Genomic DNA, 20,848 nt, shown 5'->3' on the forward strand with positions numbered 1-20,848 from the left:
ATTGTAAATCTAGATAGATAAATCAAAAAAGTTTGATTTATTTGTCTAGAGATAGTAATCTACACTTATATTTAATAACAACATATGGAATCCAAAATAGTTGATCTTCTTTTTAATATTATTCCTGCAGTGATTGTAGGGGTTATTTCATTCTATTTTTTTAGTCTTCATACTCGTAATGAAGAAAAACGTCGTAGATTTCTTTTGCATAGAGAACATCAAAAGCAATCGTTACCACTTAGGCTTCAAGCATATGAACGTATGGTTTTATTTTTAGAAAGAATTTCACCTGGTAATCTATTAACAAGAATAGCTCCGGTTGCAGAAGACAAAAAAAGCTATGAGTCTTTATTAATTCATACAATTGATCAGGAATTTGAACATAATCTTACCCAACAGATCTATGTTTCTGATGAATGCTGGAATACACTTAAGGCATCTAAAAATGCAACTATCGCTTTAATTAGAAAAACCGCACTAAAAGAAGACGTAGATTCGGCCATTAAGATGAGAGAAGTAATTCTTACAGAGCTTATAGAGAAAGGTGCTCCTAGTGATACTGCAATTGCAATTATCAAAGAAGAAATTGGTGATTTGTTTTAAAAATTTGTCTTATTTAAGAATCTACTTCAAAAGAATTATCCTGCAAGATCTATATCTTTAAGTTTATTTTCTTCTGCAGTTTTTGCTTTCTGAGCTGCGTATTCATAACCTTGTCTCCACCAGCTACTCATTAATTTTTTATTAAAAATCAATGAGTTCTCTGTAAGTTTAGATGGTGTGTAGTATAGATTTAAAGGAACTTCTTTGTTAATCGCTGCTAATTTACCTAATACCGTATCATGGCCTTCGACCTGGTCTAACATATAACTAAATAGGTTTACCATAAGCGAAAATGGATTTTTACCCAATACTTTATTATGCTCCATGTTTTCTGACTCCAAAATAATGGCATCAACTTCTGTTGCTCCTCTTCGTATTGCTTCTCGAATAGGTACCATACACCCAAAACCACCATCTGCATATTCACAACCGTCTTTGGTTACCAAGCTCATAAAAGGAACATAGTTACAGGATATCCAAACCCAATCACAGAAATCTTCATAAGAAAAATCCTTAATCGATTTATATTCTGTACTATTCTTGGTGAGGTTAGAAACGGTAACTACAACATCTTCAACTTTTGTACGTGCTAGTTTAAATTCTTCTTCAGAAAAGTTTCTGCGTATAGCACGTCGTAAATTTTTACTTTCTCCAAATGTTCGTTTTCTTTTAATAAATTGCCATAGTGAAGAAAAAAAGTTAATCGATACAAATTCTCTATTTCCTTTTTTTCTAACTACAAAAGGATTTACATTAAAAATTGTATGTTGGTTAACATTGGTATAGATATCATACATTTTCTCGATATTACCCAAAGCCAATTGCGAAATTAAAAGACTTCCGGTAGAAGTCCCGAGAAACAGGTCATATTTCTTACCTTGCTCCTGAATTAAATATTGCGCTACACCACCGGCATAAGCTCCTTTACTTCCTCCTCCTGATATTACTAGTGCTCGCATATTATAGTGGGTTCGAAATGTTCTTTTTCTTTGCAAATTTATAACCTTTTGTCCACCATTCTGTCATCTTTTCCTTATCAAAAATTAATGAGTTCGTAGTCAGTACAGTAGGAGTATAATACAGATCCATTGCTACATCGTGTTCTATTGCCTTAAATTTACCAATTCGAATGTTTTGATGTTCTATCCTATCCATCATAAAATCAACCATACTTGTAATTAAGGTAAAGGGGTTTTTGGTAGGCATTCTATTTAAATAATTAATTTCTGTTTCGAGTATAATAACGTCGAGTTCTGTTGCTCCGCGCTTTATTGCTTCTTCAATAGGTACCATTGATCCTAAACCACCATCAACATAATCACAATGGTTTTTTCTCACCAAACTCATGAAAGGCGGGTAATTGCAAGATATCCATATCCAATCTAAAAAATCCTGATATGTACATTCTTTTATTGATTTATATTCTACTTCATTAGCAGAAAGATTAGTTACTGTAATAACAATATCTTTTTCTCCCATTTTTAGTTCTTCAAAATACGATTCAGAAATAGCATTCTCTATCAGATTCCTAAGATTTCTACTATCACCAAACGATTTTTTTCCTTTAATTAAATTATATAGTACATTAAAATGATTAATATTGATACTAGTATATCCTCTTTTCTTTTTAATAGTAAACGGGCAGCTTTTAAATATTGAAGATTGGTTTACTGAAGTATAAAAAGTTTTGATCTCCTCGATTTTTGATAATGCCAGATGTGATACCAAAAGACTTCCGGTAGATGTACCTATAAACAGGTCATATTTTCTACCCAAATCCTGAATTAAATACTGTGCAACACCACCTGCAAAAGCTCCTTTACTACCACCACCAGAAATTACTAATGCACGCATGTTTTATGTTATGGGGTTAATTTTTTTTCCAAAAAATCTTGTTGATTCTTTGGTAAACTACCCAATAAAACTACGTATTTCTTTTTATATTTTTCATCCTTGAGTATTTTATCCAGAATTTTTCTACAAGAGTTCCTAAAACGCCAATTATGATGCGTAGCTCCATCAACAAGGTCTATTAAGGATTGATCAGAAAAAGCTTGTAAACTTTCTAAATAAGTAAACGCATTCTCACGAGTACTGAATCCAAATTTTGACGATGTGTAACCCGATAGTTCCAGATAAAATTTTTGATGTTCGCTGGTATGGTAATCCTTTGTGTTTAATGCTAAAACTAACCATAACATTCTAATATTTTTAGTATTAAAACCTACAATTTCTTTGGTAAGATCCAAATATTCTTTTCTTTTTTCTGGGAAACTAGTCCATAAATGATAAAGCGCCGGCTCTATGGTAGCATATGAGGTATCTTTTAGCAAAGACTCATATTGTTCTTGTAAATCCTTAGGAACTGTACTTAATGTATTGGCAATAGCCTGGCGTACAAAAATGTTATTTGTCTCAAAAGCTTTATCATACAGGGCTATAATCTCTGGAGAGTTTTTCCCTTCTAATTGATATACAGCTTCCTGACCAATGTAATCATTTGTAGGAAAATCTAATGCCTTAGCCAAAGTCCCCCATTTTCCAGCCATAGGTTGAGTACGCTCTTGTGCCAGACCCAGGTAATTTTTAATGAAATCTGATTTTGCAAGTATATCTAATGCTTCTTGCGAAGGGAATTTTATATTCTCTAACCATAATTGCCTAAATGCTTTCAAATCTTTACCACTCACGGCCGAAGCCATTGCAATAAAATCATTAGTTGTAACATTTTGAAATTTGTGCTTTTCGAGATAATTATGAATTGTAATTTTAAAACTAGTATCACCAATCAAATTTCTTAATGCATGAATGGCCCATGCTCCTCTTTGATAAAATGTTAGAGAGCTTGCTTTGGGATTCAAAAGTGATGTTGCGTTCTTTGTTTTGGATAGCTCGGTGAGTTGTTCTGCACTTTCATACAATTTGTATTGAAAATAATCATCTCCAAAAATTTCTTTTTCTACTAATAATGCATAATATGTTGCAAATCCTTCTTGAAGCCAATGATGTGTTCCTTCAGTTTCAGTTACCAAATCTCCAAACCATTGATGTGCCAACTCATGTGCATTGACATTAATATAGTTTTGATCAATGAATGCTGTTTCATCAACCATAAAGGCATCAGAAAAAATAGTTGTTCCTGTGTTTTCCATACCTGCATATAAAAAATCTTTAACAGGAATTTGCTTATAATTTTGCCAGGGAAACGAAAACCCAATCTCTTTTTCTAAAAAATCAAAAATCTGTTTACTATGCTTATAAGTTGCCTCGAATTTATGCTTATCCTTGGGGTAATAATACATTTCTAAAGGAGTTCCATTTGCCGAAGTTTCTACTACTTTATCATATTTACCTATGGCAAAAGCAACTAAGTAGCTACTCATGGGACGTTGCATATCATACTGCCAACTTTGGATAGAATCATTAATCGATTCTGTTTTAGTGAGTTTTCCATTAGCAATAACTTCGTACCCCTTATTAAAATTAATCGTAAGATCATATTCAAGCTTCTCATTCATATCATCAAAACTGGGAAGCCAATTAGAGGTATATTTTCCTTGCCCTTGTGTCCATACCTGATCATTACCTTCATAATCTTTAACAAAATAAAGTGCCTTTTTAGGTTTAGCTTCATAGTAAATCACGAGTTGATACTCGTTTTCTCTTTTAAAGTTAGAATTTATGATAATCTTCTTATCATCATACTTAAAATCTACATTTTTATCATCTAAAGACACTTTGCTGATTACCATATGCTGAGCATCTACAAAAACAGATTTCACAGACTTTATTATTTTAAAAGTATATGTTACTTTTCCTTTTATTTTTTTTGATTTAGCATCTACAGTCACATCGACTTTACCATTTTTAAAATCAACATCAGCTTGTTCCTTTTTAGAATTATGGGGTTGCACAGAAGCTACTTCCTGAGCATTACCGATCGAAGAAAAAACAAGTATTAAAAAGCTTAAAATAAATTTCATACTACACGTAAATCAAATGTTCTGCCAAAATAACGAAATTAGTCTGTTTATGTTACAAATTTTAGATTGACAATATTTCTATAATATAGTATATTCGCTATGATGAATCCTAATATTTTACAAACTCCCATAGATTATCTAAAAGGTGTTGGCCCATCCCGTGCTACCTTACTTCGGTCAGAACTGGGGATTCATACATACCAGGATTTGGTTAACTTTTTCCCGAATCGATATCTTGATAAAACACAATATTATAAAATCAACCAATTGCAACGCAATTCGGCAGAGGTACAAATTATAGGTAAGATTATTAATATTAAAACGGTAGAGCAAAAAAAAGGAAAGCGATTAGTTGCTAAATTTGTAGATGATACAGGTTCTATAGAGTTAGTTTGGTTTAGAGGACATAAGTGGATTCGTGAAAATTTAAAAATCAATACTCCTTATGTCATTTTTGGAAAAACCAAATACTATAATGGTTTTAGTATGCCACACCCCGATATGGAGCTATTGACAGAGCATCAAAAAAATCTAAGAACGGTAATGCAACCCATATATCCTTCTACCGAAAAGCTCTCTAATAAAGGTATCACCAACCGCGTGATGAGTAAAATGATGCAACAATTGTTTGTAGAGACCAAAGTACGTTTCTATGATACATTGTCTCAGGAAATTCTTGAGGATCTTAAACTTATTTCAAAAAGTGAAGCTGTTTTTAATATTCATTTTCCTAAAAGCCAGGAATTATTATCCAAAGCGCAATATCGGCTTAAATTTGAAGAGCTATTTTATATTCAGCTACAGCTGATCACTAAAAAACTAATTCGAAAACAAAAAATAAAAGGGTTTCCATTTACTGAAGTGGGTAAGCATTTTAATAATTTCTATAAAGACCACCTTCCTTTTGATCTTACCAATGCACAAAAACGGGTGATCAAAGAAATTAGAAATGATATTGGAAGTAGTGCTCAAATGAATCGTCTTTTGCAAGGAGATGTAGGATCGGGAAAAACAATTGTGGGATTGATGACAATGTTATTGGCTATTGATAATGGATTTCAAGCTTGTTTAATGGCTCCAACCGCAATCCTGGCAAATCAACATTATCAGGGGATTACTGCACTTACCAAAGATCTTGATATTAATGTAAAATTATTAATGGGTAGTTCTACAGCCAAAGAACGACGAAAAATCCACGAAGAACTAGAAGAAGGGTCATTACATATCCTAATTGGTACTCATGCTGTATTAGAAGATAAAGTGCAGTTTAAAAATCTGGGGTTAGCTATTATTGATGAGCAACATCGATTTGGAGTAGCACAACGTGCTAAGTTATGGCATAAAAACACTTATCCACCTCATATTCTGGTAATGACAGCAACTCCGATTCCCAGGACATTAGCGATGAGTTTATATGGTGATCTGGATATTTCGGTAATTGATGAACTTCCGCCAGGTCGTAAAGCTATTAAAACGGTACATCGATACGATAGTAACCGATTAAAAGTATTTAAATTCATTTCTGAAGAAATACAAAAAGGAAGACAAATTTATATTGTTTATCCATTGATACAGGAATCAGAAGCTATGGATTATAAAGATCTTATGGATGGGTATGAAAGTATAGCTCGCTCTTTTCCCCCTCCCGAGTATCAAATTTCTATTGTTCATGGTAAAATGAAGCCTGCTGATAAAGATTATGAAATGGAACGCTTTGTAAAAGGTGAAACCCAAATTATGGTTGCTACTACTGTAATTGAAGTTGGAGTTAATGTACCAAATGCCAGTGTAATGATTATAGAAAGTGCAGAACGTTTTGGGTTATCACAATTGCATCAGTTACGAGGACGTGTAGGTCGTGGAGCAGAACAAAGTTTTTGCATTCTTATGACTAGCTTCAAATTATCTGCAGACAGTAAGACCCGATTAGAAACTATGGTACGTACCAATGATGGTTTTGATATTGCCGAAGTAGATCTAAAGTTACGAGGCCCGGGAGATATTATGGGTACCCAGCAAAGTGGTGTGCTTAATCTTAAAATAGCAGATATCGTAAGAGATAATGATATTCTGAAAACAGCAAGGCACTATGCTATGAAAATACTAAATGAAGATCCTTCGCTATCTTTAGAAAAAAATAAAGTATTACTCTACACCTATCAGCAACTTGCCAAACATAAGAATATATGGAATTACATTTCTTAATACATAATAAATACTATACTATCATATTTAGTTAATTTATAATCTAAAATAAGAACTGTATTACGATATCTTTGAAATCTCTAAACAAAGTAGTTAAAAAATAAATAAAGACTTCTTAAAAATGCCATATCAACAGATACCAGAATATCCAGAGAATTATTCATCTGGTAACATAATTTCTAGACTTATAGATGGTCTTGGATATCGTTATTATTGGGCTACAGATAATCTTACAGATACCGATCTAAAATATAAGCCATCTGCCAAAGGATTTAATACATATGAAACCATAGAACATATATATTGGCTTTCAATAATGATTACGAATACTGCGCAAAATTTACCTAGTATCAGACTTACTCCAAACGATCTATCTCCTCTGAATTTTGATATCTTAAGAGAAAAAACGCTGTACAATCTAAAGAAGGCAAGTGAATTATATGCAAAAAATACAAAAGACGATATGGATAACTATATGGTCGTTATACAAAGTGATGGATACAAAGGAGAATTCCCTTTCTGGCATATGATCAATGGTCCAATATCTGATGCGCTCTACCACACAGGACAAATAGTATCGTTTAGGAGGACAACTGGTAATCCAATAGATCCGAAAGTTAATGTATTTACAGGAAAAGCAAGGAGTTAAATTTTGGTTAAGAAGAGATTTAAACGATTTTTTTATTCATATAATCATATTTTTATCTCTTGTAATCCTAAGTTTTCAGGTCTTTTAGAGCCTTTGGGTTACCTAATATTAGTTTAGTGCTTTACTATAAATTTTTAGTATTAATTATGAGTCATGAGGAATATATTATAAAAGAAGCTGCTCCAGATGAGTTTGCAAAAATTGGAGAACTAATGGTTGATGTATATTCACAGTTAGAAGGTTTTCCTTCTAAAAAGGAACAACCCAACTATTATAAAATGTTGGCTGATATCGGAAGTTTAACAAAGAATCCTAAAACTAAGTTGTTGGTCGCTATTTCTTCAAATAAAAAAATAGGAGGCGGTATTGTTTATTTTGGTGACATGAAATATTATGGTTCTGGCGGTACGGCTACAACAGAAAAACATGCTTCTGGATTTAGGTTACTGGCAGTCGATCCAGCTACCAGAGGTAAAGGTTTAGGCAAACGTTTAACAAATGCTTGTATACAGATTGCAAAAAATGAAAAACAAAATCAAATGATAATTCATTCTACAAAAGCTATGCAGGTAGCATGGAAAATGTATGAAAACATGGGGTTTAAAAGATCAGAAGATTTAGACTTTATGCAAGGAGAACTTCCTGTTTTTGGTTTTAGATTAGTACTTCAAGAATAATGAATTTCATTAAAATAATTAGACATAATACACTACGCTACTACTATGATACTACCAGATTTTGAAAATATTGTATTTTTCTTGGCAGCTGCCTCTATATTAATTCTTATACCCGGCCCGTCTGTTCTTTATATTATGGCCAAAAGTGTCGAACAGGGATATAAGGCAGGTATTGTTTCAGTTTTAGGAATAGGTATTGGAAGCATGATTCATGTTGCTGCCGCTGCAATAGGGATTTCTTCTATATTGCTAACATCTTCTACTGCATTTTCGATTGTAAAGTATCTAGGAGCTATCTATCTTATTTATCTAGGTATCAAGAAATTATTAGAAAAAACACCTAGTAAGCAACCAGTACTTACAAATAAAGACAAGCGATTAGACAAAATTTTTTATGAAGGTATTATAGTGAATACTTTTAATCCTAAGACAGCAATATTCTTTTTTTCTTTTTTACCGCAATTCATAAATATTGATAAAGGAGGTAATGCCAGTCAAATATTATTTCTTGGTATTTTGTTTACTGTTTTTGCAATATTGAGCGACACCTTATATGTTTTACTTTCTGTAAAAATATCAAAATGGTTTACTAGCTCAAAAAAATACCTCAAAAGACAAAAAAATATTACAGGTTCTATTTACATAGCTCTTGGTCTAATAACGCTAACCATTAACCAGCCTACAACACATTCTAATACTAAATAATTAGATATTCATATCATTTAATACATTCATCGCCAGTTTTTTGTCACTACACCCTGAAAACGAAGTCCTTTTACCGAATCATATGATACAAAATAATAGTTAGGTATGGAAATAGTATGTTACGGTTGTGGAAGAGGTGAAAATCCTGAAAATACAATTGAAGGAATACACCATTGTCAATCAATAAATCCAGATTGGTGGGTAGAAATGGATATTCAGATTACTAAAGATCAAAAATTAGTGCTATTTCATGATTATCAAACAAAACGAATCACTGGGGTAAACAACAAAATTCACTTACTTACTCTAAAAGAAATACAGCAGTTAAATGCAGGGTATAATTTTAATGTTGAAAATGAATTTATATACCGTGAGAACCCTATACAAATCCCAACTGTAGAAGAGGTATTTCAAAAATTCCCAAAAGCTAAATTATTACTTGATCTTCATACAAATAACCTCTTGGCGGTTACTCGACTGATTACATTAATTAAAAAATATGCTATGGCTAACCAGATAATTATAGTTAGTCGATATGATGAAGTAATCTCTTCTTTCAAAAAGAAACGCCCCAAATGGAGGTATGGTGTACCTACCAAAGAAGCAAAGAAAATGATCTACAGTAGTTTCCTTTATTTAGATAAATTCTTTCCTATTACATCAGATATACTAATGCTTCCTAAAAAAGCTGGTAAAGTAAATGTTTTAACAAAAAGAGTGGTCAAGCATGTAAAAAAACGAAACAAAACACTTTGGGCCTGGATGTATGAAGGAGAAATAATAGAAACTGTAGATAATGAAATAGAACTAAACGAAATGAAAGAACTTGGGGTTAATGGAATATTTACTGGTTACCCAAAAAAGCTTATGAATCAATTATAGTGAATAAAGATCTCATGAAACCAAAACTAATCATTTTGTCTGACCTATGGGGAAAGAAAAAATCAGATTGGGTTGCTTATTATATCAAAGAGCTTCAAGATCATTTTGTGTTGCAATATTATGACTGCTGTGAATTAGGAGCATTAGATACATCAACATACACCGAAGAAAACCTTCATAAACAATTCACTAACAGAGGAATTGATAGGGCAGTACAAAACTTGCTTACCCTAGAAAAAGGAAAAATACATATCCTTGATTGGCTGGAAATCGGCTATAAAAAACCAGAATATATTATCATTATACGCGGTTTCATCAACAAGGTTACGATATGAAACAAATAAACCCAAAACAAAAATAAAACTCTATTTTGGAGAAAATGATATATATTCTCCAAAAAACAAATGGTATACTCTAATGGGTATTACTCCCATTATAGAAAAAGGAAAAAAGCATCAACTATATATCGAACCAGAATTTGCTGTACAATTAAGCAATAGAATTAAAAATAGCATAAATCATTAAATAAAAAAAGCCTCACAATACTATAATACTGTAAGGCTTTAGTAATTACACTTGCAAAAAAAATTATTTAATCATTATTTTCTCTGAAACACTTCGGTTTCCATTGGATATTGTTATAAAATAAATACCAGATGTTATTCCCTCCAAAGAAATTTTGTTATCGTTTACTACTCCAGATTTTATTACACGACCTTGCATATTTGTCAATGTAAAACTACTGTCATGCTTATTTCTCAAGCTAATTTGAATATAGGTTGTAGCTGGATTAGGGTATACTTTGGCCAAAAACACTTTATCTTCCTGTTCTAATTTTCTATCAACTTTTATTGATGATGCTCCTTTAGCTCCCGTGGTTGACCCTATATTTACAGTATAATCTTCTACTTCTCCATATCCAAAAGTTTCACAAGATGTTGGTACTCCGTTCCATTTCATAGCAACTCGCATTCGAGTATTTCCTAATGCTGCTGTAGATGGTATATCAAAATTATATGATAGGTTGCCTGTCTCTGATGTAGATGCACTAACTACTTTTTCTGCCCCTTCAAAAGTTCCATTTTTATTAAAATCAATCCATACCGCCCAATGTTCTGTATAAGATGCGCTTGCAAACCCAACACTTAATACAATAGTATTAGCTCCATAGTTAAGATTTGCTACCTGAGCTGTAAAATCTCCATAACCGCCATTAGCCAATGTGGTGTTAGAGATCCCTCCTATTCCCACATAATCAATATATTCATATTTTACTGTATTCCCTTTGGACACACAATAGGAAACTACAGTATCAAGAGTAGTAGCGGTTACAGTATTACTAGATGATGAAGCATTTCCTGCTGCATCAAATGCAGATATTTTAAATGAATAGTTCGTTCCTGCTGCCAAGCCAGATACATTATACGAAACTCCGGTAGTAGTAGTTAGCACTGCTCCATTTTGATAAATCGTATATCCTGTAACCTCAATATTATCTGTAGAGGCTGTCCAGGAAAGCTGCGCGCTATTTTCTGTAATATTAGCAACTGTTACATTAGTAGGAATTGTAGGGATTTCAGTATCTGAGCCGGTATTACCTCCTCCACTGAATGTATGCTTTCCCAAGCCATCAAAAGTATTTTGAGGATATGATTCCCACTCAGATGTGTTATATGTTGCAGATGGTGATGATACATTCGCTTTTCTTCTTAGAGTAGCATCCTTAGCAAAGTTAGACGATCCTCCATTAAAGGTTCCTATCACATCTATTAGAACTCCATCCTTAAATAATCCTACAGGATCATTACCATTAAAAGTCAATTCTGAAGCTCCCGAAACCAGATCTGCTTCATTTTTTATAGTATTCGAAGCCGAACTATTGGCAGCTACATAAACATCATTAGTAGCCAAAACACCAGAAAGGTTTAATCCTCCCGACCAAGATCCGGAGCCATTAGTTTGTCTTTTGATTGTATATCCTGAAAGGTTAACCGATGCGCCTGTATAATTTGCTATTTCCAAAGCTTTATTATTCGAAGATCCTTCTATATACTCCGAAAAAAACAATGCCGTAGCATCACCACCAGTTGAAGTATCTTGAGTGGTAACATTAATCGCAGTACTAGCTGCAGATATATTACCTGCTGCATCTTTGGCTTTTACAGAAAATGCATACGTAGTGTTAGCTGTTAATCCCGAAACAACATAACTAGTTGTTGATGAAGAACTTAAAAATGTTCCATTCCTATATACATCATATCCTGTTACACCAACATTATCTGTAGATGGATTCCATGATAATGCTGTAGATGTCTGAGTTGTATTTGTTGCTACGAGATTAGCCGGAATACTTGGTGCTTGTATATCATTACCTCCTGTATTTCCAAACCTGTCTTCGGCTTGAGGCCCTCCCCAAATCTGCGTAGCAAATGCAGGATTATCTATAAATGGGTTTCTGTTACCTTGTATATTTTCAAGAATTGGATTACGTTGTAATTCTAATGGCGAAACAGGGTCTTCTGCATTCCATTCTAAAAATAATTGTAGCATATTACTATCACCAGTAGCTGCTGCCCCTACTCCAACATTCTTCGGTAAACAACGATTATTGTAGCGTATATACATATACATCATCATACGTGCTACATCTCCTTTCCATTCATCACCAGGATACCAATGGCCTTGAGAAGTAGGTCCAGAATTACCCGTCCCATCTGCAAACTTTCTATTTCCTCTTGATGAATTGCGCTGTACATCTGCAGGTCGTAAGTGATGTGCATCTGCTCCTGGCCCTTGTGTTCCCAAGTTGGGATTACCTAATGATTTTGGATAAACGTGCTCCCTGTTCCAATCGGTAGACCCTCCTCCATTATTGTTTACTCCTCGTGTTCTGTCTGTACTAGAATTTCCATCAGCATCACTATATCCATATACTAAGACGACTTTTGAAGGATCAGAAGGTTCTAAATCGGTCTGCTTTAATGCATCCCACACTCCTGGTGTATAACTAAGAAATGTGGTATGTGTATTTGTCACCTTATCACTTAATTCATTTTTTAAAGCAGTTCCTGATAAGGTTAGGTTTACATCATTGTAATATGATGGTATCTGGCTATACCCCATAACAGGTATAAGCAGAAGTAAGAGTATTATTTTTTTCATTATGTTATAAGTTAGTTTATTAAGCATAATTATGTGATCTCGAATCTAAAATTATTTTGTTAAACTTACTATAGTAAAACGTTATCAAATAGTTACCTAGTATGTTGACAATCCACTATTTACACAATATAACATATTCAAATCACTACAATTCAATCAATTACTCCCTCTAACAATTGTTAATAAGTTATTTCTTACAAAAAATAAGAGTATCCTTTACAACAAATTCCTGCAAAAAAACACAAAACCATAAGTGTGGTTTTTGTACATAATACTACTAATCGTCAATACTCTTAGCGTTTTCTGTTATAAAATTTTATCCTCTAAGTGACTTAATCCAAAGTTATAAACAAGATCAATACCATACTTTTTTAGCGGTTTTCATGTAACTCACTTACAATATTTTAAATTAAATTTAAACTATAACTTAAATATAATACACGATGAAAAAAATCTTGAATGTTACAGGAGTTCAGAAATTAAGTAAAGACCAGCAACAAAACATTAAAGGAGCATGGGGGCGTGCAACTTGCTGCCCAAGTGGAAGAGGATGCCTTATTAGCTTTGGAAATCAAAGTTTTTGTGAACCTGGTCGTTGTGACCGTTGGGGGCGTTGTATCTTTTTCTAATAAAACAAAAAAATCATACAAAAGGCAAACTAGAAAGTTTGCCTTTTTTTAGTGCTACATTTTTTATTAAAAATAATGTTATTTAACGTTTTAAAAAACTGACTCATACTATTTTAAAGTATATTTAAATACTAACTTAAATATATATATACAATGAAAACTATTTTAGAATTAACCGGTGTTCAGAAATTAAGTAAAGAACAACAACAGCAAATTAAAGGAACATGGGGACGTGCGACCTGCTGCGGACCTAGAAAATGTCGTATTCCTGGAACAAGTTTTTGTGACTATGGATATTGCCGATCTAACGGAAGTTGTATGTGGGCATAACCAAAATAACACTGTGTGAAAGTATTAAAAGATAATAGTGAATCTCTATGTTATTCTTTTAAAAAAACCTCTATTTATAAGTTGAAATTTATAAATATCAAGAATATGGAGTTGTATTTTACTGCATGACCCAATATTTTTAATGGAGCAAATCTGAATTATTAACTTTTAAAACTTTCACACAATGAAAAACATTTTAGAATTAACCGGTGTTCAAAAACTCACCAAACAACAACAACAAAATATTAAAGGGGCTTGGGGCCGTGCCGTCTGCTGCGGACCTAAAAAATGTCGTATTCCTGGAACAAGTTTTTGTGACTATGGATATTGCCGATCTAACGGAAGTTGTATGTGGGCATAACCAAAATAACACTGTGTGAAAGTATTAAAAGATAATAGTGAATCTCTATGTTATTCTTTTAAAAAAAACCTCTATTTATAAGTTGAAATTTATAAATCTCAAGAATATGGAGTTGTATTTTACTTCATGATCCAATATTTTTAATGGAGCAAATCTGAATTATTAACTTTTAAAACTTTCACACAATGAAAAACATTTTAGAATTAACCGGTGTTCAAAAACTCACCAAACAACAACAACAAAATATTAAAGGAGCATGGGGACGTGCAACTTGCTGCCCTAGTGGAAGAGGATGTCTCATTAGCTTCGGAAACCAAAGTTTTTGCGAGCCTGGTCGTTGTGACCGTTGGGGGCGTTGTATCTTTTTCTAAAAAAAATCAAAACCATACATAAAGACAAACTTTTAGGTTTGTCATTTTTATGATCATTACCTGTTCGTTCTGGTACAGTAGTATCATTGTAATCAAAATTGAATTATTAACTTTTTTAAATATTTTACAAAATGAAGGATATCTTAAACCTATCAGGAGTACAAAAATTAAGTAAAGAGCAACAGCAAAATATCAAAGGAGCGTTTGTTTCAGCACCATATTGTAAAGACAATAGATTTTGCTGTGTTAGATTTCCAAACGGAACCGAAATGTGCGATTACGGATATTGTGATCGTTGGGGGCGTTGTACATGGGCATAACCAAAAACAACATTGTACATCATCACTAAAAGATGATAGTGAACCTCCTATTATTACTCTTTTAAAAACAATTTTTATAAGTTGAAATTTATAAATCTCAAGAATATGGAGTTGTATTTTACTACATGATCCAATATTTTTAGCAGGAGATAATCTCAATTATTAACTTTTAAAACTTTCATACAATGAAAAACATTTTGGAATTAACTGGAGTTCAAAAACTATCCAAACAACAACAACGAAATATTAAAGGAGCTATGGCGAGCATATCGTGTTGTGGGCGTAACAAATGTCGAATTAGTTATGCTGGAGGAAGTTTTTGTGAACCCGGTAGATGTAACAGATGGGGACAATGTATTCTATATTAACAATACTTTAAATATTAAAGTAATGGATAAAAGGATGTGCTTAAAAAGCCATCCTTTTTTTATGGGTATGATCGATCAATCGATAGTAAACAGATATTAGATATATACAAACTCTTTTAGAGCATAATATTATAGAAATACTCTAGATTTGTAAATAAACATACATGAGAGAGAGATATAAGACATATCTTTTATTTAATTGTAGTATTTAATATTAGATAACGAAATATGGAATATCAAAAATTTCCTCGACACTATCAGAAATGCTATTATTACATAGTTTTTCTTCTTCTATTTAATTCAGCTTTTGGCCAAAACTTAAAGCAAGAAAAAATGGAGCAATTGAACTTTATGATTGGAGAATGGATCGGTACCACAAAAGTTTATGAAAATGGAGTCGTTTCGAGGCAAGGATCTGCACATCAAAAAATCACTTATGACCTAGACAAGAGTATTTTAGTCATTGAATTGAATACTGAGTTCCTACAACTTCATACCATAATTTATTATGATGAAAAAGATAAAAAATATTATTACTACCCTTTTTCTAAAAAAGGAGTAAATAGATATCCTGCAGAGTATAAAGATGGACAACTCATTGTACAAAGCAATGAAAAAAACAGATTTATTTTCAGTAAAACTCCAGAGGGAGGCTTTCGAGAATATGGAGAACAATTAATTAACGGGAAGTGGATAAAATATTTTGAGGACAATTTTAAAAATACGCAGTAAAAAAACACTAAGCACAACATGTGTATAATTCATTACGTCATAAATACCTTGTGTTTTTGTTATCTTTCGATCTTAATCGTAAAAATCTTACCGATTTTTCCATTATGAAATCATACACAAAATCGTTTCAGAACTAACTAAAAAATATATCTCAATTAGAAGAGTTAACCACAATTACGATAAATCTGATTATCCTCTTTAGGCTTATTTGTTAATAAACCTTTCCTTAAAATAGTGAGAATAATTACTCCCCAATGGTAGCGTAATATCTCCTATTTGTATTCTATTTGCGTCGATTTTGCTAACGTGTTTTAAATTTACCAGGTAGCTTTTATGAATTCGGCAAAATTCAAACAAGGATAATTCTTTATCAATTTTAGAGATCGTATTTCTAATAATTTTTATTTCTCCGTCGGTAAGGAATAGCTTTAAATAATTACCATAGGATTGAATATACAGTAAAGATTCATAAGTAATCTTATGAATAGTCTTTCCTTCTTTTATACAAAAATAGGTCGGATTAGTATTAGCAGTATTAGTTTCAAAATTTTGAGGAGTTTCTTTTTTCTCTAGCGCAATCACTTTTCTTGCCCGTTCTAAAGCTTTAACAAAACGAACAAATTTTATAGGCTTCAATAAATAATCTACTACTAAATCATAATTGTACGTTTCTATAGCGTAGTTAGAATAAGCCGTAACCATTATCACTTTTATATCCTCTTTTTGAAGAGTATCTAATAACTCAATTCCAGAGATTTCTGGCATTTGTATATCCAAAAGAATAATATCTACCGGCTGCTTATTAATTTCGTTAAGTGCTTCTAAACCATTATAGCAGTTTCCTACTATTTTTACGTAATCTATTTTATTACAATAACTTTCTAATAAATTATGAGCATAAGGCTCATCATCGATAATAAGTATAGTATAGGTAGCATTCATAACTTAATAATTAAATAAACGCGATAAGTTTCATTCTTTTCTTCGATAATTAGTTGATGTCTGTCTGGATAAATGAGTTGTAAACGCTTTATGGTATTTTTTTGTCCGATATTATTTTTAGAAACTTTTTGATTTTTAAACAGACTATTTTCTATAATCAACTCAAGTTTAAACTGGTCATAAGACAGCTTAATATCTATAAAACTAGGAAGTGAGGTATGTGTTCCGTGTTTAAATGCATTCTCAACAAAAGGCAAAAGAAGAAGCGGCGCTATAAAAGTTTTAATATCTATTGCAGGTCGCTTAAATTCTACAGAACAATTATCTCTTAACCTCATCTTTTCCAATTCTATAAAAGCTTCTATAAGTTGAATTTCTTTACGAACCGGAATTCTCTGAACAGTTGAAAATTCTAAATGATATCTAAGCAATTCAGCTAAGTTGATTAGCATTTCAGTACTTTTCTCTGAATCAACCTGGTTAACACCACAAATGTTATTGATAGTATTAAACAAAAAATGAGGGTTGAGCTGAGCTTTCAATACATGAATTTCCATTTTCAGTTTGTCTACCTGAAGTTTTTGGAGTTCTAATTGACTTATAATACCTCTCTTTGCTATTCGAGACACCACAACAATAAAAGAAATGATAAACATATTTTGGATCCATTGTCTAATATCTAATTCGGCTCCTTCACCATATAAATAAGTACCAAAATATGCAGCACAGTATCCTATAATTGCTGTAATTGTAATGGCAACAATACCAAAATAGATATACTGTTTTTTAGGAAAAAAATAATCTTGAAAAAAGAACAAAAGATACGTTAGAATAATAGAAGGAATAATAATGATAACTGTATCCAGAATCTTTTCTGGTATGTCAGCATTTTCTGAAGACCAAAAAGCAAGAATTACTAGTATAGCAAGTACCCAAATTAAAGAGTGATAATACCATCGCCTTTTTAGTATTTTTTCTACCATTTTCATCAAGTGTAAAGGTAAGGATTACTTTAGTTGCACTTCTTTTTTTGTGACCAACACGATTCATCACATTTTTAATAAACCACATCACATATACACCTAAGCCTATCACAATTATTTTAATCTATCTTTTTTCGCATCTAATTTTGAAGTACGATAACTATTTTTCTCAATAAAAAAATTAAAAAATGTCACGTAAAAAAAAGTATATACTTCTTATTTTAAACCTGTTAATTAGTGTCACATTATTAGGACAAACACCATTTATACAACTATCTCAATCTGAAAAATTAGACGATTTCAACTATTTATATAACGAACTTCAGGCTTCTTACCCTTATTTTGGAATCAATAAAAGAGTGCATAATATCGATTGGCTTTCAAATAAAAGTAAGTATAGCAAACAAATAAAGGAGACAAAGAATAACAAAGAGTTTTTTAAAGTTCTTAATGGAATTTTTAATGATTTAAACAACGGTCATACAGATGCTTACCCAACAATAATTTATAACTATTTTTATGATGCATATAAACAAGGAATGGCTCAAGATTCTATATATTCAGTTTATGTAAAAGAATTGGAAAAATCAGATGTTATTCGTTCAGCATATTGGAAAAAGATTAATCGCGAACTTTTCTTTCCAGAACGTAATAATAATGCTAATAAGAACAATGCTAACGAAACCAACATAGATACAGAAGCACCTCAAAATGTTGAAATCGATTTTATAGATTCATTATCAACCGCAATTATCCATGTAAAATCATTTAGCTATGATTATGTAGACAAAGATGCTGATACATTAAAGCATTTTTTTAGCAAAGCATATCATTATAAAAACCTAATAATAGATATACAAGGTAATGATGGTGGTAGTACAGAATATTGGATGCAAAATATGATTCCCCATTTAATTAATGATACCATTACCTACCCTATAGTCTATGGATTTAAGAATTGTGATAGGTTAAAAAAATTTAAGCCAAACTATTTTGAAGATACCATTGCATACGAAGAAATTGGATTACCTAATATGCCAAAAGAATTAAAAGATGGTAGTTATCTATTTAGAAGAGAACGTATAACAATAGACCCAGTTTCTGACAAAAGAAAATATTTGGGTAAAATTTATCTTTTGGTAGATGATAAAGTATTTTCTAGTTCAGAAGCTTTAGCATATTTTTGTAAGGCTACAAATTTTGCTACAGTTGCAGGAGAAAAAACAAGTGGAGATGGAGTTGGAACAGATCCATTACTATTAACGCTTCCTAATAGCGGTATTGTTATTAGATTTACCGGAGAAATGGGATTAAATCCTGATGGAAGCGCTAATGATGAAACCCAAACAGTTCCTGATGTAATCATAAAAGCTTTTAATGAGAAGGAAAGACGAAAAAAACTTCTTAATCATATTATGTATGAACAATAAAAACCAGCATACAATAATGATGAACAAAAGCCAGAGTATTATCGCATTTGGAAAAATGAAACAAAAATGCAAACCGAAATAAACGAAACAAGACGAGAATATATCAAACGAATTAGTTACGTATTGGATTTCATTGAAAAGAATCTTGATACAAACTTATCACTCGAACAGCTATCTAAAAAAGCTCATTACTCATCGTATCATTTCCATAGAGTTTTTTCAACAGTTATTGGTGAAAATCTTAATAAATATATTATTAGAAAACGAATCGAACGTATTGCGTCTATCCTACTTTTAGGTGCTAACAAACCTACAAAGGAACTTGCTTATAACTATGGTTTTAATAGCGAAAGCTCATTTTCAAGAGCATTTAAAAAGTATTATGGAATTAGCCCTACCAGGTTTACAACCGAAGGAAAAAATATACTTAGCAAGATTGGTATAGAACCTTTTACAACCGAAAAATACATTTGTAGCATTGATAACATTAAAAAATGGATTGAAATGAATGCACAAATAACCGTAAAAGAACTACAAGAAATAAAACTTGCTGGCATAATGCACATTGGAGAGTTTGATAAAATTGGCAATATGTACCAAAGATTGATAGAATGGGGAAACAAAAAAGAAATGTTTTCTATCTCAGATTTTAGCGCTATTACCATTTATCATGATAATCCAAACGTTACCCAAACTTCTAAAGTAAGATATAGTGCATGTGTAACAATTAATAGAGAATTTAAAGCCGAAGGAGAAATTAGACCTCTTGTAATCCAAAAAGATAACTATGCTATTGGAAATTTTGAAATTGAAGCAAAAGATTTCCCAAAAGCATGGGAAAGTTTGTCTTTATGGGTACTAGATAACGATTATAGGTTTAGAGATGGGGATTATTTTGAAATGTACCTTAACGATCATAAAACGCATCCTGAACAAAAATTTATAGTAGATATATGTATTCCTATCGAAAAACATAGCAAAAATAACAAGACCCCAGACAAAGAGGGTCTTTCTAATCACAACAAGTTAGTCAAGCATGATCAGGTACAGTTAGATTATCATCAACTGATAGATTACATGAAAAAATTAAGAGCATTTTTTCATAAAGAATATGCAACGGTCTTTAAATTAGGGACTATTTATCAAGGTAATCCAGATTTTTCCTATTTTTCTTTAACTACCGAGGAATTAAAAAAACAAAAATTGAAATTTGTAATCATCTTTAATCATAAAATGATGTGTTTTACAATTTGTTTATCTGGTCAAAATAAAAGTATCCGAAAAAAGTATTGGGAGATGTTTAAAGGTAGTAGCTGGAATACCTATCATATAGCAGAATCAATTAATGACAGTCTTTTGATTATCGATCATAAAATAGTGGAAAAGCCTAATTTTAACAATACCAATACTTTAACAAAACAAATTGAAACTGAATCCTTAAAATTTATAAACGAAATCAGAGGGATTCTCGAAAGATAAAAACGACATGCCACAATACAGGTCTTTAGTCATAATC

General features: G+C 31.9%; 22 protein-coding genes. 16 read left to right on the plus strand and 6 right to left on the minus strand.

The genetic code is table 11. The features are described 5' to 3' along the window. Positions 1-84: 84 nt before the first annotated feature. Positions 85-603 carry a hypothetical protein gene (locus tag NNL09_RS22080; RefSeq protein ID WP_025667814.1) on the plus strand — a complete coding sequence of 173 codons (519 nt, stop codon included), beginning with the start codon at positions 85-87 and terminating at the stop codon, positions 601-603. A gap of 35 nt (positions 604-638) precedes the next feature. On the opposite strand, the gene NNL09_RS22085 is transcribed toward NNL09_RS22080, so the two are convergent. Genes NNL09_RS22085 through NNL09_RS22095 form a run of 3 tightly spaced genes read right to left on the minus strand, consistent with a single transcriptional unit; the run spans position 639 to position 4,586 of the window. Next, positions 639-1,562, minus strand: coding sequence for a patatin family protein (locus NNL09_RS22085; RefSeq protein WP_025667815.1), 924 nt, complete (start codon positions 1,560-1,562; stop codon positions 639-641). 1 nt (position 1,563) lies between these two features. Then, positions 1,564-2,457 carry a patatin family protein gene (locus NNL09_RS22090; RefSeq protein WP_196911347.1) on the minus strand — a complete coding sequence of 298 codons (894 nt, stop codon included), beginning with the start codon at positions 2,455-2,457 and terminating at the stop codon, positions 1,564-1,566. 8 nt (positions 2,458-2,465) lie between these two features. Then, positions 2,466-4,586: a M1 family metallopeptidase gene (locus NNL09_RS22095; RefSeq protein WP_196911348.1), complete on the minus strand. Its 2,121-nt coding sequence runs from the start codon at positions 4,584-4,586 to the stop codon at positions 2,466-2,468. 102 nt (positions 4,587-4,688) lie between these two features. On the opposite strand from NNL09_RS22095, the gene recG reads away from it, so the two are divergent. From recG to NNL09_RS22125, 6 genes are all read left to right on the plus strand, one after another. Continuing rightward, a complete protein-coding gene (gene recG, locus NNL09_RS22100) occupies positions 4,689-6,791 on the plus strand; it encodes an ATP-dependent DNA helicase RecG (RefSeq protein WP_196911399.1) in 2,103 nt (700 codons plus the stop codon). A gap of 121 nt (positions 6,792-6,912) precedes the next feature. Next, entirely contained in the window at positions 6,913-7,440 is a 528-nt protein-coding gene (locus NNL09_RS22105; protein WP_196911349.1) for a hypothetical protein, read from the plus strand. 146 nt (positions 7,441-7,586) lie between these two features. After that, entirely contained in the window at positions 7,587-8,117 is a 531-nt protein-coding gene (locus tag NNL09_RS22110; protein WP_196911350.1) for a GNAT family N-acetyltransferase, read from the plus strand. A 45-nt stretch (positions 8,118-8,162) separates the two neighbouring features. Continuing rightward, entirely contained in the window at positions 8,163-8,822 is a 660-nt protein-coding gene (locus NNL09_RS22115) for a LysE family translocator (RefSeq protein WP_196911351.1), read from the plus strand. Positions 8,823-8,927: 105 nt separating this feature from the next. Then, positions 8,928-9,704: a glycerophosphodiester phosphodiesterase family protein gene (locus NNL09_RS22120; RefSeq protein WP_196911352.1), complete on the plus strand. Its 777-nt coding sequence runs from the start codon at positions 8,928-8,930 to the stop codon at positions 9,702-9,704. A 14-nt stretch (positions 9,705-9,718) separates the two neighbouring features. Then, complete coding sequence (locus tag NNL09_RS22125; RefSeq protein ID WP_196911353.1) at positions 9,719-10,039, plus strand: hypothetical protein; 321 nt, start codon at positions 9,719-9,721, stop codon at positions 10,037-10,039. 253 nt (positions 10,040-10,292) lie between these two features. Here the strand turns inward: NNL09_RS22125 and NNL09_RS22130 are convergent, their stop codons facing one another. Then, positions 10,293-12,866, minus strand: a complete 2,574-nt coding sequence (locus NNL09_RS22130) for an endonuclease (RefSeq protein WP_231389244.1) — start codon at positions 12,864-12,866, stop codon at positions 10,293-10,295. Between the two features lie 443 nt (positions 12,867-13,309). Between NNL09_RS22130 and NNL09_RS22135 the strand changes: the two genes are divergently transcribed. From NNL09_RS22135 to NNL09_RS22165, 7 genes are all read left to right on the plus strand, one after another. Then, entirely contained in the window at positions 13,310-13,495 is a 186-nt protein-coding gene (locus NNL09_RS22135; RefSeq protein WP_025667826.1) for a hypothetical protein, read from the plus strand. A 153-nt stretch (positions 13,496-13,648) separates the two neighbouring features. Then, positions 13,649-13,825, plus strand: coding sequence for a hypothetical protein (locus tag NNL09_RS22140; RefSeq protein ID WP_160111903.1), 177 nt, complete (start codon positions 13,649-13,651; stop codon positions 13,823-13,825). A 184-nt stretch (positions 13,826-14,009) separates the two neighbouring features. Further along, positions 14,010-14,186 (plus strand): hypothetical protein, encoded by a 177-nt coding sequence (locus NNL09_RS22145; RefSeq protein WP_160170149.1) that lies wholly within the window; start codon positions 14,010-14,012, stop codon positions 14,184-14,186. A 185-nt stretch (positions 14,187-14,371) separates the two neighbouring features. After that, positions 14,372-14,557, plus strand: coding sequence for a hypothetical protein (locus NNL09_RS22150; protein ID WP_131248769.1), 186 nt, complete (start codon positions 14,372-14,374; stop codon positions 14,555-14,557). 131 nt (positions 14,558-14,688) lie between these two features. Beyond that, positions 14,689-14,877 (plus strand): hypothetical protein, encoded by a 189-nt coding sequence (locus NNL09_RS22155; RefSeq protein WP_025668177.1) that lies wholly within the window; start codon positions 14,689-14,691, stop codon positions 14,875-14,877. A gap of 185 nt (positions 14,878-15,062) precedes the next feature. Continuing rightward, positions 15,063-15,245: a hypothetical protein gene (locus tag NNL09_RS22160; RefSeq protein WP_152538385.1), complete on the plus strand. Its 183-nt coding sequence runs from the start codon at positions 15,063-15,065 to the stop codon at positions 15,243-15,245. Between the two features lie 333 nt (positions 15,246-15,578). After that, positions 15,579-15,977 (plus strand): hypothetical protein, encoded by a 399-nt coding sequence (locus NNL09_RS22165; RefSeq protein WP_152538384.1) that lies wholly within the window; start codon positions 15,579-15,581, stop codon positions 15,975-15,977. 204 nt (positions 15,978-16,181) lie between these two features. Here NNL09_RS22165 and NNL09_RS22170 read toward each other — a convergent pair whose 3' ends face one another. After that, the gene (locus tag NNL09_RS22170; RefSeq protein ID WP_196911355.1) at positions 16,182-16,919 is read right to left on the minus strand and encodes a LytTR family DNA-binding domain-containing protein; all 738 of its coding nucleotides are present in this window, start codon (positions 16,917-16,919) and stop codon (positions 16,182-16,184) included. After that, entirely contained in the window at positions 16,916-17,902 is a 987-nt protein-coding gene (locus NNL09_RS22175; protein ID WP_196911356.1) for a sensor histidine kinase, read from the minus strand. Before NNL09_RS22175 ends, NNL09_RS22170 begins: the two co-directional genes overlap by 4 nt. Before the next feature lie 188 nt (positions 17,903-18,090). Between NNL09_RS22175 and NNL09_RS22180 the strand changes: the two genes are divergently transcribed. Beyond that, positions 18,091-19,332 (plus strand): S41 family peptidase, encoded by a 1,242-nt coding sequence (locus tag NNL09_RS22180; RefSeq protein WP_196911357.1) that lies wholly within the window; start codon positions 18,091-18,093, stop codon positions 19,330-19,332. A gap of 66 nt (positions 19,333-19,398) precedes the next feature. Then, positions 19,399-20,811 (plus strand): GyrI-like domain-containing protein, encoded by a 1,413-nt coding sequence (locus NNL09_RS22185; RefSeq protein ID WP_196911358.1) that lies wholly within the window; start codon positions 19,399-19,401, stop codon positions 20,809-20,811. Positions 20,812-20,848 lie beyond the last annotated feature (37 nt).

The organism is Aquimarina sp. EL_43, assembly GCF_943422735.1.
GTDB classification, from domain to species: Bacteria; Bacteroidota; Bacteroidia; order Flavobacteriales; family Flavobacteriaceae; genus Aquimarina; species Aquimarina megaterium.

Coding starts and splice junctions, on each gene's coding strand:
- NNL09_RS22175 (WP_196911356.1), bottom strand. CDS start 17,902: ATGGTAGAAAAAATACTAAAAAGGCGATGGTATTATCACTCTTTAATT.
- NNL09_RS22110 (WP_196911350.1), top strand. CDS start 7,587: ATGAGTCATGAGGAATATATTATAAAAGAAGCTGCTCCAGATGAGTTT.
- NNL09_RS22180 (WP_196911357.1), top strand. CDS start 18,091: ATGTCACGTAAAAAAAAGTATATACTTCTTATTTTAAACCTGTTAATT.
- NNL09_RS22080 (WP_025667814.1), top strand. CDS start 85: ATGGAATCCAAAATAGTTGATCTTCTTTTTAATATTATTCCTGCAGTG.
- NNL09_RS22155 (WP_025668177.1), top strand. CDS start 14,689: ATGAAGGATATCTTAAACCTATCAGGAGTACAAAAATTAAGTAAAGAG.
- NNL09_RS22125 (WP_196911353.1), top strand. CDS start 9,719: ATGAAACCAAAACTAATCATTTTGTCTGACCTATGGGGAAAGAAAAAA.
- NNL09_RS22185 (WP_196911358.1), top strand. CDS start 19,399: ATGCAAACCGAAATAAACGAAACAAGACGAGAATATATCAAACGAATT.
- NNL09_RS22165 (WP_152538384.1), top strand. CDS start 15,579: ATGGAGCAATTGAACTTTATGATTGGAGAATGGATCGGTACCACAAAA.
- NNL09_RS22085 (WP_025667815.1), bottom strand. CDS start 1,562: ATGCGAGCACTAGTAATATCAGGAGGAGGAAGTAAAGGAGCTTATGCC.
- NNL09_RS22115 (WP_196911351.1), top strand. CDS start 8,163: ATGATACTACCAGATTTTGAAAATATTGTATTTTTCTTGGCAGCTGCC.
- NNL09_RS22160 (WP_152538385.1), top strand. CDS start 15,063: ATGAAAAACATTTTGGAATTAACTGGAGTTCAAAAACTATCCAAACAA.
- NNL09_RS22130 (WP_231389244.1), bottom strand. CDS start 12,866: ATGAAAAAAATAATACTCTTACTTCTGCTTATACCTGTTATGGGGTAT.
- recG (WP_196911399.1), top strand. CDS start 4,689: ATGAATCCTAATATTTTACAAACTCCCATAGATTATCTAAAAGGTGTT.
- NNL09_RS22145 (WP_160170149.1), top strand. CDS start 14,010: ATGAAAAACATTTTAGAATTAACCGGTGTTCAAAAACTCACCAAACAA.
- NNL09_RS22120 (WP_196911352.1), top strand. CDS start 8,928: ATGGAAATAGTATGTTACGGTTGTGGAAGAGGTGAAAATCCTGAAAAT.
- NNL09_RS22095 (WP_196911348.1), bottom strand. CDS start 4,586: ATGAAATTTATTTTAAGCTTTTTAATACTTGTTTTTTCTTCGATCGGT.
- NNL09_RS22140 (WP_160111903.1), top strand. CDS start 13,649: ATGAAAACTATTTTAGAATTAACCGGTGTTCAGAAATTAAGTAAAGAA.
- NNL09_RS22105 (WP_196911349.1), top strand. CDS start 6,913: ATGCCATATCAACAGATACCAGAATATCCAGAGAATTATTCATCTGGT.
- NNL09_RS22170 (WP_196911355.1), bottom strand. CDS start 16,919: ATGAATGCTACCTATACTATACTTATTATCGATGATGAGCCTTATGCT.
- NNL09_RS22150 (WP_131248769.1), top strand. CDS start 14,372: ATGAAAAACATTTTAGAATTAACCGGTGTTCAAAAACTCACCAAACAA.
- NNL09_RS22135 (WP_025667826.1), top strand. CDS start 13,310: ATGAAAAAAATCTTGAATGTTACAGGAGTTCAGAAATTAAGTAAAGAC.
- NNL09_RS22090 (WP_196911347.1), bottom strand. CDS start 2,457: ATGCGTGCATTAGTAATTTCTGGTGGTGGTAGTAAAGGAGCTTTTGCA.